Source organism: Niabella aquatica (genome assembly GCF_054779315.1).
The window spans coordinates 1-14,937 of record NZ_BAAGYM010000019.1 but is presented as its reverse complement, the minus strand read 5'-3'; the positions used below and the strand labels follow the sequence as shown (position 1 = coordinate 14,937).

The following is a 14,937-nucleotide window of genomic DNA, read 5'->3' as shown; positions in this document are numbered from 1 at the left end:
TTCTTATTTATCAGCTTTTATACTGTTCCAGATGGCATCCATCTCTGAAAGTGTCATATCATCCAGTCTTTTCCCTTCTTTCCGAGCTACGGCTTCCATTGCAGTAAATCTTCTTTTGAACTTTTTATTGGTGCTTTCCAGGGCAGCATCAGCATCTACGTTCAAAAACCGTGCATAATTAATAACGGAAAATAAAAGGTCGCCCAGCTCTTCCTGCTGCCGGTGTGCCGATTGTTGGTTTACGGCTTCCTGCAACTCCCCGATCTCCTCCTCTACTTTTGTCCATACATCCTCTTTATTTTCCCATTCAAAGCCTACTTGCCTGGCTTTCTCCTGCAACCGCATAGCTTTTATGATGCTGGGGAGTGAAGCAGGTACACCGCTCAGCACCGACTCTTTGCCTTCCTTCAGCTTTAACCGTTCCCAGTTTTGTTTAACATCTTCCTCGTTTTTAACCTCTAATAAGTCCTGTTGCGGTTGCGGAGGTGGATATACATGGGGGTGTCTTGTGATCAGCTTTTCGCAAATATCATCAGCCACATCTTCTATTGAAAATTTATTTTTTTCTGAAGCAATTTTTGCATAGAAAACAATATGAAGGAGCAGATCGCCCAATTCCTCTTTTATGTTATCCCAGTCTTCGTCTAAAATGGCATCTGTGAGCTCATAGCTCTCTTCCAGTGTCATTTGCCTTAACGATTGTATGGTTTGCTTCCTGTCCCAGGGACATTTTTCACGTAAGGTATTCATTATTCCAACGAGCCGCTCAAACCCATTCTGTGCCATTACACTAAATTAATTTATAAGATGGTATTCAAAAACGCACACACAAACGATCTGCCGTGATGTTATCAGGCATTAAATAAGCAAATATTATGCTGAAATTTATAACCAGGCCGTAATTAAGCTGTTCATATTCAGTAAAAAGTAAAAAATCAGGCCTTTTTTGTAAAAAAGTTGTGGAAAAACAATAGCTGGTAAGCCACTGCATTTTCCCAGTAAGGCCATGTATGCCCGCCGGGCCGCGTTATATAATCGTGTGCTATATTTCTGTACAACAGTTGTTGATGCAGCTCGTTATTTACTTTAAAGAAAAAATCTTCGGTACCACAATCAATAATAATGCTCAAAGTCTTGGGACGAATAAGATGCAGCATATTTATGACCGTGTTTTTTTCCCAGAGCTCAGGGTTTTCTGCATATTTGCCCAGCCGTTTGGCAATCTCCCAGTTATCAGGAAAAGGACGGAAGTCAACACCGCCGCTCATACTGCCACAGGCCCCAAAAACATCAGGATGCTTTATAGCCAGGTATAAAGCGCCGTGCCCTCCCATGCTGAGACCTGCTATTGCCCTGCCCCCGGCATTTTGAATGGTTGAATAATTTTTATCTACCCAGGAGGTTAGCTCCTTTGAAATATAAGTTTCGTATTTATAAGAAGGATCTACCGGACTGTCCCAGTACCAGCTCCCGAAACCTCCATCTGCACATACCAGGATCTGGTTATACAGGTCAGCAGCCTGCTTCACAGCTAGCGCTTTAGACCAGCCCGCATAATCCCCGCTGTAGCCATGCAAAAGATAAACTACAGGGTATTGCTTGCTCTTGCTATAATTATCGGGTGTTATAATTACCGCTTTGATATCCTTTTTCATTACTGCACTGTAAGTGACAACTGTATCTACCCTGGAAGCATTAATATGTATAGCTGACAGTATACAAATAACAAGAAAGAAGAACTTAAATCTCATTGCTTAAAAATTTAAGAAACGAATATAACATTTTAGAAGACTCATGCATGCTGTTATATTCAAAAAATGCCGCGGGATGGAAGCATGGCAGCATATCACAGGAGCTTTTTTCTTAGGCAGAAGTTTCTCTAAAAAAAACAGGCAGTACGAATTTACGTACTGCCTGCAAGTATTAAAATACGATCTTCGCTATTTAGCTGCTGGCGCCGGTTTATTTTTATCGCCCAGGCTAAAGCTGATGGGAACATTACTTCCTTTAGGGGATACTCGCACATAGCCCGACATTTCCTGGTGTAATGCAGAGCAGAAGTCTGTGCAATAGATCGGGAAAATACCGGTACGGTCTGGAGACCATTTCAATGTAACGGTTTCCCCGGGCATAACCAGCAGTTCTGCATTATTAGCCCCTTTCACACCAAAGCCGTGAGGTACATCCCAATCCTGCTCAAGATTGGTTACATGAAAATAAACTTCATCTCCCATCTGCACGCCCTCAATATTATCCGGTGAAAAATGCGAACGAACAGCAGTAATATAGACGTGTACCTGGTTACCTTGCCTAACTACTTTAGTTTCACTTTCACCTTTAGCAACATAAGGATGCTTATTCGCATTGATATCAAAAATCTTCAATTGCCTGTCTTTTATCAATTCGGCAGGGACAGCTTGTGCATAGTGAGGCTCGCCGATAGTTGGAAAGTCTAATATTAATTGCATCTTGTCCCCGCTGATATCGTACAGCTGTGCACTTTGAGACAGTTCGGGACCTGTTGGCAAATAACGGTCCTTTGTAATTTTATTATACGCAACCAGGTATTTACCGAAAGGTTTTTTCGTATTGCCACCAGGTACCATTAAGTGTCCTACAGAATAATACGTAGGCTGGCGATCCAGTACTTTCAGATCCTTAATATTCCATTTCACCACTTCTGAAGAAACAAAGAAAGAAGTATAGGCGTTACCATTCGCATCAAATTCCGTATGCAAAGGCCCGAGGCCTGGCTTTTGTACTTCGCCATATAAAGCGGCTTCGTATTTAATAACGGGTAAGCCGGAATATTTTTCCTGCTCAAAATTTTTATCTGCAATGGCTTTCTGAATCTTATCATAGCTGAACACAGGCAATAAAGCAGCTAACTTACCGCTGCCCACAATATATTCTCCGGTAGGATCAACATCACAACCGTGCGGAGATTTTGGACAGGGTATAAAATATACGATATCGGGGAACTCCGCCACATCCAGTACTGTAACTTCGTTTTTCATTTCAGTAGTTGCTGTATGCGTGTCTTCATTATACTTGTTATGCGCGTATTTTAGGGCCTGCTTTTTACCTTTACCGGCTTTTACATATTCTTCCGCTTTTTTCCAGTTAACGGCCATAATAAAATCCTTATCGTTCCGTGAAGCGTTCACTTCCAGTAAAGTATTCGCCTGCTCGGTGTTATAGCAGCTAAAGAAAAACCAACCATGAGATTTACCTTTGCCTGCACGGGCCAGATCAAAGTTCACACCCGGTGTTTTTAGCTGGAACGCCAGGTTCATTTCCCCGCTTGTTTTATCAATACTTACAAAACTGATATGTCCTTTAAAGTTGTCTTTATATGTATCAATAGGAACATCACCGGCTTCCCCATCTTCAGGTACGCTAAACCGTGTGCCAGCCACAATATATTCTGAATTTTCGGTTCCAAAAGGAGAGCTATGGTTTCCCGCACTGTTTGGCAGCTCAATAATTTCTGCAGTACGGAAAGTTTTTAAATCTATGCGCGCCAAACGGGGCGTGTTGTTGCCATTCACAAAAACCCATTTACCATCGGCAACGCCATCTGTCATCGACATTTCTACGTGGTGCAGATCGTCCCAGGGTACAAAACCGTGAGAAGTATTAAGCATGGGTTTGGTTTCTTCACTATAACCCCATCCTTTTTCCGGGTCAACAGAAAATACTGGTATTACACGCAGCAAACGTCCGCTGGGCAAACCATATACGCTCAGTTGCCCGCTGAATCCACCTGATACGAAATTATAAAATTCATCGTATTTTCCGGGAGCCACGTAAGTTTTAGAAGCAGCATCTCCGCTTACAGCACTACCCGACCCTTTAGGTTTACAGGAACTGATATATAAAGCAGCTACTGCCAGCAAGGTAACTGATATTTTTTTGTACGACATAAAACTATTAATTGAGTTTGAATAATTATTTTCTTTCCTGGTACAGGAAACTTTTTTAACAGAAAACTATAGCTCTTACGATTTAGTTGGTTCCATCATTCTGGCGCATAAATTCCAGTATTTCTCTTGCTTCCTGCTCCGCCAGGTTTTGATTGGGCATGCGTACCAAACACAATTCGAGCTGGGCCTGTACTTCCGGGTCTTTATCGATCATAGGATCGGGATTGGTAATAAAGTTCATGATCCAGTAAGGAGTATGTTTCGTGCTTACACCTTTCCAGCCCGGTCCCACTAATTTTTCATCAGTAACCTTATGGCAGGAAAAACATTTTGTTTCTGCAATAGCTTTCCCCTTTGCTGCCATAGCAGCATCTAAAGCGCCAACTGTTACATTGGTTTCATCGAATTTCCCTTCCCCTCTTTTAGGGTCGTAAGTTGAAGTTTCAGGAACCGGCTGAGCACTTTCAGACGTTCCTGCCGGAGATGTGGAGCCCTTGCTGTCATCGCCACCGCAGGCGCCGATAAAAATGACAATCAGTAAGCCTAATATGGCCATTGCTTTTTTCTTCATATGTCTGATATTTTTTTTTAATAGGCCAAAAGTAGTTTCGCTCTATGGTACAGCTGTATGACTGGGATCATACATATCAAAATGTTTTTGTTTTAATTTTAAACTGTTTAGCCGGCTCTATTCCGGTACAATTGTTCTAATAATCAAACATCGTGAAACGACATACAAGCATCATCCCTCTTTCAAGAGACCACCATCTTGGGTTACTTTGCTGCTGGAAGATCAGGCAGGGCATCAAAAAAAATATTCCGCCAGAGCGCATGAAAGCTTATATTCTCTATTTCTGGCACACACACCTTGCGGGCCATTTTGACGAAGAAGAAAAGCTTTTATTCAAAAATGCAGAAGAAACGCTTAATAAGCAGGCTATCATGGAACATCGGCAGCTTCACTTTTTGGTTGATGAAATATCCGGCTCAGCCACTTTTCAAAACCTCAATGTATTTGCCAATCTCCTGGAAAAGCATATCCGCTTTGAAGAAAGAATTTTATTCCCTTACCTGGAGACAGTAATACCTCCAAACGAGCTGTTGGCTATAGGGAAGCAGCTTGAGGAGCTACATAGCGGCACAGCTACTGATGATTTTGCTGATGAGTTTTGGGTATAACGATAAGCAGCAGGTATTAATGAGTAATAAGTGATTAATCTTCGATACTCCATCTCGAATATCGTTTCCTTAATGTTTCCAATGTAATTGCGGGGCTACCTTGTCTGCGACTGGCAGGCATGCGCAACAGTGAACGCCTGTGTTGGCGTTATCATCAACCTCTTTATGTAAACGATTAAATATTTACTAATCACTTTTGGACGCAGTCCCTGGCTTTCGGACTTACAGACTTTCCGGCTACGCTATTTTAATTTATATACTTCGGTGCCGGCAAGCAGAAAGCAGCCTAAACCATAATCCTCAAAGTCAGGCATGCTGGTATAGGTAACCGGCTGCCCGTCTTTGGGCTCCTTACCGGTGCCCTGTACATATCCTAAAAAGCCATTTTTATGCACTGCATCCTTTACCATTGCCTTCCACGCTTTTGTAAGTACAGGCATATAAATTTTTTTGTCAAGAATACCCTTTCTTACTCCCCATGCAAAACCATACGTAAACAAAGCGGTTCCGGTAATCTCTTTACCGCCGTAATGGTTAGGGTCGTGCAGGCTTACGGTCCACAAGCCATCCGGTTGCTGTATTTTAACAAGCGCGGCGCACATATCTTTAAAATCCTGTAAATACTCGGCATAATGAGGGTCTGACGCAGGCAGCTCATCCAATACCCGCACCAGTGCAGCAATTACCCACCCATTCCCACGGCTCCAGTAGCAGTCTTCACCATTAGGCTCTTTATAAGGCGGATCAAAATCAGCATCCCGCCACCATAAATGATCTTCGGGGTTATATAAGCCCTTATTACCATGCTTATTCTTAGTATAAGCATACATAGCATACATCTTATCAAAATACTTTGTGTCGTTATATAAATTACCCAGCTTTGTAAATACAGGCATAGCCATCTGTATAGCATCGATCCAGCTCCAGTCGTCATCCTTGTCACTTGCAATTACATTATCCATGCAGGCTTTAATATCTTTAATACGCTCTTCCTTTTTATCTATCAGGTAAAGATCTATATAAGTTTGCCCACAACACTGGTCATCGGCATTCTTGGTAGTAATACCGTTGCGCAGGCCCCACTTATGCTTTTCACCCCAATCCACTGCATAATCATAATATCTCTTTTGCGGGTCAATACTATACAAAGCCATCAGCCCTTCATAGTACACTCCCCGTGTCCATATATTACTTGGCCTTTCCCTGTTAGTTACAATAGGCTTCCCTGTATCGGGCCATTTGTTCATGAAATACTGGTTAGTAAGCCGCATTACGCTTAAAATATTTTTTTTAGAAGGAAGTTTCTGGGCGCTTAGAATAACAGGCACGGTAAAAAGTAAGACCAACGGCAAAAAAAACTTACATCGCATGACAAGAGATTTTTTCGTTATTTAAAAATCAATATTACTTCAAATATCCATTCCAGGCGTCCTGTAGTATCCTGAAATTACGGAATACCGCCCCATCCATCTCTGTAAGGATCAGTTCCACTGTTAATTGGTTCCTTTAATAACACGCTTTTCCAGCATTACAAAAGCATCTGGTTCCATGTATTTTTTATAATTCATAAATAAAGGTTTTACGTATGGTAAAATAATTACAATAAAATGGATTTGTTTCATTTTTATATAATCACTAAATCTTTGGTGCCTATCAGATCTGTTTATTGAAATTTAGTTTCGATACAATTTCGCAAACGATTGCATAAAAAACCTACTAAAAGCAGGACGGATCAGGACAGTGAAGGAACGAGTTAAAGATATATTCGCAGCACCAATTGATAGAATAGTTGAATGTTGCTTACATAAAAGAATGGTTGCAGGCTTGAAAACAATATAAATATATAAGTATTAAATTGTACTGATTTGCTTAAACTGGTAGCAGTATTGCTATCTTCCGTTATAAAGCATAAACGGGGTTACTGTTAAGACTGCTTCAAAATGCATACGAACATGAAACTAAATAGTACGATCCTTATCACTATCCTTTTTTTGAGCCATATTTTGTTGGCACAAACTACATCTAAAATAAATCGCCAGCAGGTGGTACAGCGTCATACGGTACAACTTCATAAAGCCGACACCCTGGCTTCTCTTTCAGTAGGCAACGGCTCTTTTGCTTTTACCGTTGATGTTACGGGGCTGCAATCTTTTCCGGACGACTACGCATCAGGCGTACCGCTGGGAACTCAAAGTGAATGGGGCTGGCACGCATTTCCTAATGTAAATAACTATAAGGTTAAAGATGCATTAAAAACCTATCATCTCAATGGCAGGGATGTTACCTACATGGTTCAAAACAACCAGGGTCCCGAACTGTCAAAAAAAACAGCCGATTACTTCCGCATCAACGAGCACAGGCTGCACCTGGCCAACATCGGTTTGGAGATTATTAAAAAAGATGGCAGTATTGCAAAACTTTCTGATATAAAAAATATCAGCCAGCAACTGGATATGTGGACAGGCGAAATAAAATCGTCTTTCACTGTTGAAAACATTCCGGTTCAGGTAACCACTTACGGGCACCAGCAGCAGGATGCTATTGCTACTAAAGTCTCGTCTCCCCTTATTGCCCAAAAACGTTTACAGATCCGCATCAGGCTGCCGTACCCTAACGGAGATTGGGGCGACAGGGGCAATAACTGGCAGAACCACAACCAACACAGCTCTTCTATTATAAGCAAAACCGCGAATGCGGCTACCATCAACCACACGCTGGATACAACCAGTTATTATATTTCCACATTATGGAAAGGTACAGCGTCTGTAACTCAAAAGCAACCGCACTATTATTTAGTAAAACCAACCAGCGGCAACAGTTTTGAGCTCAGTGTCAGGTTCAATAAAGAAAAGAGCAAAGCTATTGTACCCTCCTTTTTAGCAACCGGACAAAACAGCAAACAATACCTCGCAGCCTTCTGGAAAAGTGGCGGGGCCATTGACTTTGCGGGCAGCACCGACCCACGTGCAAATGAATTAGAAAGAAGGATCATTCTTTCCCAATATCTCACCAAGATCCAGTGTTCCGGTAATTTCCCGCCACAGGAAACAGGGCTAACTTACAACAGCTGGTACGGCAAGCCGCACCTTGAAATGCACTGGTGGCACGGCATACACTTTGCATTATGGGGCAGGCCCGAACTTTTACAGAAAAGTGTGGACTGGTATTTCAAGGTACAGGATATAGCCAAAGGCATTGCCAAAAGGCAGGGATACGAAGGTATCCGCTGGCAAAAAATGACTGATAATAAAGGGCGTGAAGTACCTTCTTCCATCGGGGCCTTTTTAATATGGCAGCAGCCGCACTTTATCTATTTTACAGAATTACTATACCGTGCCAGGCAGGATCGATCCATACTTGAAAAGTATAAAGATCTTGTTTTTGGCACCGCCGATTTCATAGCGTCTTTTGCACGTTATGATGAGGCAACAAAAAAATATGTATTAGGTAAAGGATTGATACCCGCGCAGGAACGTTTTAAGGCAGAGGAAACCTTCAATCCCACTTATGAACTGGTGTACTGGCATTGGGCTTTAAAAGTAGCACAGCAATGGCGTGAACGCCTGGGATTGCCAAGAGATCAGAAATGGGATGCGGTTATCAAAGACCTGTCACCCTTACCGGTTCAGGGCAATAAGTATTTATTTACAGAAAGCGGTACCGATTCTTATACGAACCCGGAATACAGAACCGACCACCCGTCTGTTTTTGGTGCTTTAGGGATGATGCCGCAAACGCCCATGCTTGATAAACAGATCATGCAAAACACATTTGACTGGATATGGAACAACTGGAGCTGGCACGATACCTGGGGCTGGGATTTTCCCATGACGGCAATGACCGCCACCCGTTTGGGAATGCCGGATAAAGCGATTGATGCATTACTAATGCCCATCCAAACCAACACCTATCTTCCTAACGGCCATAACTACCAGGAGGGCAGGCTTACCATTTATTTGCCCGGTAACGGCGGATTGCTTTCAGCTATAGCCATGATGTGCGCAGGTTACGATCAGGCTAAAGGTGTATTGCCCGGTATCCCTAAAGATGGTAAATGGAAAGTAAAATTCGAGGGATTGCAGAAAATGCCATAGCAGGATGAATTGCATAACATTTCAATGTTTAAAATATATAACAACGATGCAAGGGATATTAATCCCCCTCTTAGAGGGGGTGGCCGTAGGCCGGGGGAGGATCTTCCACTCTCCCCCTTCGGGTACTCCCGCCAGCGGGAGATATATGGTATTCAAAAATGTTGTCCCATAGCAGGATGAAGCAGGATTGTAATATAAAGTTTGCTTTGTAGCTTACAAAATCTTATGGGTGTATAACATTTTTTATTAATCTTCCCCAAAAAGGCTTCGGCAAGCTCAACCTGACATTCTATAAACGATGTCACCCTAAGCTTGTCGAAGGGTATTCCTGAAAAATGTTATATACCAAGTTTATTCCCTGACCACATTAAAATAACATTGCTGTCATGAAAATTATATTAATACCTTTCGTTTTCCTTACTGTAGTGGTAACATTAAACGCTCAGCCTGTATTAGAAACCGGTCCTGATATGCCCAAAGAGTGGATAGACAAAGACACCAGGCATAAGATCGTCCGGCTTACATCCAATGACAGGAGCAATCTTAGCTTCTACTTTCACAACAGCCCTTTTGTTGGAGATAAGATGGTTTACTACAGCACCCAAAAAACCAAGGATCGTGCAGCCAAGCAGGAAACCTATAACAGCAATGCTGCAGACCGGCAACTGTACCTGCTTGATCTGAAAACATTAGAAACAGAGCGACTTACCAATAGCGCTTCTCCTATGACCGGGGAAATTGTATCCGCAAAGCTTAATGAAGCTTTTTACCAGGTAAAGGATAGTGTATTTGCCGTAAACCTTTCTACAAAAAAGAAAAGGCTTATATACGTATTCCCAGACGATTTTAAAGCCAGCATCACTACTATTAATGCAGACGGCACATTGCTGGCCGGTGCAAAATCTTCAGATGAAGAAAAAGAATTATTCAGGAAGAACCCGAACAAAAGCAGTTATTTCAATATTATTTATGAAGCCAAACTGCCCCGGACACTATTCACGGTCAATATTAATACGAAACAGCTGAATAAAATATTTACAGACAGCGCCTGGCTCAACCATATACAGTTCTCTCCTGCTGATCCTGCATTATTAATGTTCTGCCATGAAGGCCCCTGGCATAAAGTAGACAGGATATGGACCATTGATGTAAACAGCAAAGCAATAAAGCTCGTTCATAAAAGAACCATGCCTATGGAAATTGCAGGCCATGAATGGATCAGCAAAGATGGCAAAACCATTTGGTTCGATCTGCAGCAGCCACGGGGCGAAACATTTTTTGTTGCAGGTGTAGCGCTGGCTACCGGGAAAGAAAAAAAATATGCGCTGCAAAGAAACGAATGGTCGGTGCATTATACGAGCTCTAAGAGCGATGAAGTATTTGCCGGAGACGGCGGTCACCCCGGATCAGTAGCCAAAGCGCCGGACGGTCAGTGGATATACCTGTTTCAACCCGATGGCAACAAATTAAAATCAGAAAAATTAGTGAACATGAAACACCACCAATACCGGCTGGAACCCAATGTTCATTTTTCTCCCGACCAAAAATGGATTATTTTCCGCGCCAACTTTGAGGGCAAGGAAAACGTTTATGCAGTGGAAATAAAACGATCATAAGATTATACAAAATAGCAAAAATTGAATCAAAGGGCAGATAAATGGTTATAATGAATAGGTTAATGCCAGCAACGCCACAATTATTGCTAAAGAACGGCAGGCCTGCTTACTTGTTTGGAACCTCACAGGGCGGCAGATACATGACGGCCTCTCCTTTTATTTTTAAAATCAGCTAATGAAGTATTCAATCCATCTCATTTTTTATACACTGATTTCATTAAGTTCGATAGGAATACTATGCAGTCCGGTACAGGCGCAGCTTTGGCACAATAAAGAGAGGATCCTGCACTACCAACCATCGGGCAATGACTTCCTCTTACACAAAGGCACAAAAAAATTTAACCGTGCTTTATACGGTACCAATACAGCTTTTCGTGTGGAGACCGGCGATCTGCCCGAGTTTGCCCTGTATATGCCCGGTATGGACGGCAACTGTAAAATAGGTATCCTGTATAAAGATCAAAGTAAATGGCTTACTGAAGCAGGAAGCATTCAAACCGTGTACAGGCCGGGATCTATGCTGTACGAGATAAAAGACCCACTGCTTCAAAATGGTGTGATCAGGCTAACCTCTTTAGCCATGGCCGATGCTGATGGCATGATCATTAAAATAGAAGCGAAGCAGGTTCCTGCCGGTCTATCGGTAGTAATAGCCTACGGAGCAGCCACCGGCAAAAAATTCAGCCGGGATGGAGATATTGGTGCAGACCCTGAATCATCCTTTTATATGCAGCCGGCCTATTGCAAAGACAATATTTACGTGGTGGCGAAAAACCGGTTCCGGTTAAACTATGGTTTTACCCGGCCATTAAGCGAAGAAGAAAGATATGAGATACAGTACGGCCATAAAAAACCGGACACTACTGCAAAGGAGCAACCCAAAGAGCTGAAAGGCACCTTTCCTGTTACCGCTACGGTGAAGCTTGCAGATGCAGAGCAGCAGGCAACGCCCAAAAGTTTATGGGCTTCTTCTGCTAAATCCAAAACACCTGTGATCACAGCCCTGATACCAACAAACGGTAACAGTGAACATTATTTTTTTGTTGAAAGCAATAGCAAAATAAGGCTCTATAACCAAGCTGCGACTATTTTCAGCCAGGCTGAAAAAGCCAGGAAGGTGATTGCTGAAAGAATTGTACTTGAAACACCGGACGAATATATTAACCCTTTAGGTGGTGCGCTGGCCATTGCAGCAGATGCTATATGGGAAACACCTTCGTTCCTGCATGGTGCCGTAGCATGGCGCATGCGGCTGCCCGCCTGGCGCGGGGCTTATGCAGCCGATGCCCTGGGCTGGCAGGATCGTGCGCGTCTTCACTTTGACAGCTATTTAAAGTCGCAGGTAAACCATATTACACCCGGATTGGTAGAGCCGGACACCGCTCTACATTTCGCGCGGCAAAAAGAAAGAATGGGAAATGCCATGTTCAGCAATGGCTATATATGCCGCCAGCCCGATGGAAAGATGCAACCCCATCACTACGATATGAACCTGGTATTTATAGATCAACTGCTTACACATCTCAAATACACCGGGGACATAGCATACATCAAAAAAGTATGGCCTTCTATTCAATTGCACCTGCAATGGGAAAAAAGAAATTTCGATGCAGATGATGACGGGCTGTATGATGCCTACGCCTGCATCTGGGCAAGCGATGCGCTGCAATACAGCGGTGGCGGGGTTACGCATTCCACCGCCTATAATTACCGCGCCAATAAAATGGCAGCGCAAATAGCAAAACAAATCGGGGAAGATGGCAGCCGGTATGAGAAAGAAGCCAATAAGATATTAAGGGCAATGAATCAAAAACTGTGGTCCCGGGAGGTTGGAACATTTGCGGAATACAAAGACCTGGACGGGCTTCAATTGCTGCATACTTCACCTGGCTTATGGACCATTTATCATGCTATTGACGGCGAAACAGCCACCCCGCAGCAGCAGTACCAAATGTTACGTTATGTAGATCATCATATTCCACACGTACCTGTATCGGCAAAAGGTTTACCGTTCCGTGATCTGTACCTCCTGGCAACTACCAACTGGCAGCCCTATACCTGGAGTATCAACAATGTAGCGCTGGCCGAAAACCTGCACACTTCATTGGCTTACTGGCAAAGCGGCGAAAGCAATAAAGCTTTTCATCTCTGGAAAAGTGCGATCGTGGAAAGCATGTATCTCAGTTCCTGCCCCGGGGGGTTCCAGCAATTATCTTTTTATGATGCGGTGAGAGGCGAACTATACCGCGATTTTGCGGATCCCATCGGCGTAGCTGCAAGAACATTAACAGAAGGCTTATTCGGTATCAAGCCGGATGCTTTGAACAATCAATTATTGGTTCAGCCGGGATTTCCTCAGCACTGGAAGTTTGCAAAGCTGGGCACGCCCAATATTTCCTTTGATTTTAAAGAAGAGGAAAACACATCCACCTACAGGATCATACCACGGTACAATAAACCAATGAACCTGGTATTACGTATCAATGCCCTTAAAGATCGTGTGGCAGCCGTTCATGTAAATGGCAAAAAAACAGCCTGTAACTGGAAAGAGGCGTTGCGCATACCTGTTATAGAGATCAATGCCGGGGCGCAGCAAAGCTATACTATCCGGATCACCTGGACAGGCAATGCCATTGAAGGCACAGGAGACCTGATCACCTCCGTTATCCATGAAACGGCACAGCTATCCTTTCCTATAGCCAAAGCCGGAACAGTAACGGATCCGCAGCAGGCTTTTACACAAGTATCTGTACAGCCCGGCGCCATAAAATTTTCAGGAGCAAAAGAAGGCAGGCATCCTTTATTAATCAATCTCCGGCAGGGTGATGCCAGCTGGACAGCTCCTGTTATGGTTCATATTAAACCTTCGGTTGAAATAAAAACAACAGATGAGCGCACTAAAAATGCAGCCGGGATTTCGGTAACCAATAACAGTTCCACGGTAAAAAAAGGAACTATAATCGTAAACAGCTTTAAAAAAGCAGTAAGCATAGCGCCCGCCAGCTCCCAAACCATTGATATACCTGCGGCACAGCTGGTAAAAGGCACTAATAAAGTAACCATTCAATGGCAGGATGGAACCAGCTCTTACAGCGCCATCACTAACTGGGAGGCTGCAGCCACAGGGAATTATGAGGCTATCGATATTTCGCAGGCATTGAACGACCAGGTAACCCATACGTTCCGGCACCAATACCTTTCACCAAGACCCGCAACTACTACCTTACAAATTCCCTGGCAGGGCATTGGCAACTGGTGTTATCCTTTAATTCAACCGGAGATCAGTGATGAAGGTATCAAAGGCAAAGAAGCTATCTACCTGGATAAAATACCTTTCAAAATAGGTGCTGTAAAGAACATCGCCTATACATCACAATGGGACAACTTCCCTGAAAGCATCCGCATTCCTTTATCGGGCAGATCGCGCCACGCCTGGCTTTTAATGGCCGGCACTACCAATCACCAGCAAAGCCAGATGGCCAACGGGATCATTTATATCGAATACAGGGACGACACCAAAGATTCTTTGCCATTGATCAATCCTGAAAACTGGTGGCCCATTGAGCAGGATTATATGAATGACGGATTTGCTTTTAAAAGCAGTCCTAAGCCTTACCGCCTTATTTTTAAAACAGGTACTTTTACAAGAAATTTCAACGATTACAGTACCATCAAAGGATTTACTAATATGGCTATAGAAGGCGGCGCAGGAACGGTGTTAGACATTCCCTTAGATGCTGATAAAGAACTAAGATCTTTAACGCTTAAAACATTAGCCAACGAAGTAGTAACAGGTATTATGAGCCTTACGCTGGAAAGGCCGTAAGCTATACGGTACATGAGGTAAAAAGTAAATTGCTAAAGTTTGTAAATTGTCCGGGGCTGACCAAAAAGGCTCCTTGATTGTCATATTGAGCGATCATAAAAGTATTGCATTTAAGTTCACTGATATGACAAAAAACGGATATCATGGTGAGCTTGTCGAACCATAATTCGATTGAAAAATCATCTTTCGTCAGGCTGTTAATGACAAGTGAAGCAACTGTCTAAATACCAATGACTTGCAATTCATGCTTTTTAGCAAGTCTTTGAAGTAAGGATAGTTCTTTCGCTTTAAGTTGT

The 14,937-nt window shown here is 43.0% G+C and carries 10 protein-coding genes; 4 read left to right on the top strand and 6 right to left on the bottom strand.

Annotation, left to right across the window (positions count from 1 at the left end):
- Window positions 1–3: 3 nt before the first annotated feature.
- The 4 genes from mazG to ACYVBM_RS15260 form a co-directional block, all read right to left on the bottom strand.
- On the bottom strand, window positions 4–786 hold the full coding sequence (gene mazG / locus ACYVBM_RS15275; protein WP_460686552.1) for a nucleoside triphosphate pyrophosphohydrolase: 783 nt from the start codon (window positions 784–786) through the stop codon (window positions 4–6).
- A gap of 149 nt (window positions 787–935) precedes the next feature.
- Window positions 936–1,751 carry an alpha/beta hydrolase gene (locus tag ACYVBM_RS15270; protein WP_460686551.1) on the bottom strand — a complete coding sequence of 272 codons (816 nt, stop codon included), beginning with the start codon at window positions 1,749–1,751 and terminating at the stop codon, window positions 936–938.
- A gap of 189 nt (window positions 1,752–1,940) precedes the next feature.
- Window positions 1,941–3,926: a Sec-dependent nitrous-oxide reductase gene (gene nosZ, locus ACYVBM_RS15265; RefSeq protein WP_460686550.1), complete on the bottom strand. Its 1,986-nt coding sequence runs from the start codon at window positions 3,924–3,926 to the stop codon at window positions 1,941–1,943.
- An 82-nt stretch (window positions 3,927–4,008) separates the two neighbouring features.
- Entirely contained in the window at window positions 4,009–4,497 is a 489-nt protein-coding gene (locus ACYVBM_RS15260; protein ID WP_460686549.1) for a c-type cytochrome, read from the bottom strand.
- Between the two features lie 152 nt (window positions 4,498–4,649).
- Between ACYVBM_RS15260 and ACYVBM_RS15255 the strand changes: the two genes are divergently transcribed.
- Complete coding sequence (locus ACYVBM_RS15255; RefSeq protein WP_460686548.1) at window positions 4,650–5,105, top strand: hemerythrin domain-containing protein; 456 nt, start codon at window positions 4,650–4,652, stop codon at window positions 5,103–5,105.
- A 242-nt stretch (window positions 5,106–5,347) separates the two neighbouring features.
- Here the strand turns inward: ACYVBM_RS15255 and ACYVBM_RS15250 are convergent, their stop codons facing one another.
- Window positions 5,348–6,475: a glycoside hydrolase family 88/105 protein gene (locus ACYVBM_RS15250; protein WP_460686547.1), complete on the bottom strand. Its 1,128-nt coding sequence runs from the start codon at window positions 6,473–6,475 to the stop codon at window positions 5,348–5,350.
- A gap of 123 nt (window positions 6,476–6,598) precedes the next feature.
- Window positions 6,599–6,727, bottom strand: a complete 129-nt coding sequence (locus ACYVBM_RS15245) for a hypothetical protein (protein ID WP_460686546.1) — start codon at window positions 6,725–6,727, stop codon at window positions 6,599–6,601.
- Between the two features lie 330 nt (window positions 6,728–7,057).
- On the opposite strand from ACYVBM_RS15245, the gene ACYVBM_RS15240 reads away from it, so the two are divergent.
- From ACYVBM_RS15240 to ACYVBM_RS15230, 3 genes are all read left to right on the top strand, one after another.
- Entirely contained in the window at window positions 7,058–9,199 is a 2,142-nt protein-coding gene (locus tag ACYVBM_RS15240; RefSeq protein ID WP_460686545.1) for a hypothetical protein, read from the top strand.
- A gap of 386 nt (window positions 9,200–9,585) precedes the next feature.
- A complete protein-coding gene (locus ACYVBM_RS15235; RefSeq protein ID WP_460686544.1) occupies window positions 9,586–10,815 on the top strand; it encodes an oligogalacturonate lyase family protein in 1,230 nt (409 codons plus the stop codon).
- 175 nt (window positions 10,816–10,990) lie between these two features.
- A complete protein-coding gene (locus tag ACYVBM_RS15230; protein WP_460686543.1) occupies window positions 10,991–14,641 on the top strand; it encodes a DUF4450 domain-containing protein in 3,651 nt (1,216 codons plus the stop codon).
- The last annotated feature ends 296 nt before the right edge of the window (window positions 14,642–14,937 follow it).

What these genes read in the sequence shown, in the direction of transcription:
- ACYVBM_RS15235 (WP_460686544.1), top strand. Translation starts at nt 9,586, where the DNA reads ATGAAAATTATATTAATACCTTTCGTTTTCCTTACTGTAGTGGTAACA.
- ACYVBM_RS15250 (WP_460686547.1), bottom strand. Translation starts at nt 6,475, where the DNA reads ATGCGATGTAAGTTTTTTTTGCCGTTGGTCTTACTTTTTACCGTGCCT.
- ACYVBM_RS15230 (WP_460686543.1), top strand. Translation starts at nt 10,991, where the DNA reads ATGAAGTATTCAATCCATCTCATTTTTTATACACTGATTTCATTAAGT.
- ACYVBM_RS15260 (WP_460686549.1), bottom strand. Translation starts at nt 4,497, where the DNA reads ATGAAGAAAAAAGCAATGGCCATATTAGGCTTACTGATTGTCATTTTT.
- nosZ (WP_460686550.1), bottom strand. Translation starts at nt 3,926, where the DNA reads ATGTCGTACAAAAAAATATCAGTTACCTTGCTGGCAGTAGCTGCTTTA.
- ACYVBM_RS15240 (WP_460686545.1), top strand. Translation starts at nt 7,058, where the DNA reads ATGAAACTAAATAGTACGATCCTTATCACTATCCTTTTTTTGAGCCAT.
- ACYVBM_RS15245 (WP_460686546.1), bottom strand. Translation starts at nt 6,727, where the DNA reads ATGAAACAAATCCATTTTATTGTAATTATTTTACCATACGTAAAACCT.
- ACYVBM_RS15270 (WP_460686551.1), bottom strand. Translation starts at nt 1,751, where the DNA reads ATGAGATTTAAGTTCTTCTTTCTTGTTATTTGTATACTGTCAGCTATA.
- mazG (WP_460686552.1), bottom strand. Translation starts at nt 786, where the DNA reads ATGGCACAGAATGGGTTTGAGCGGCTCGTTGGAATAATGAATACCTTA.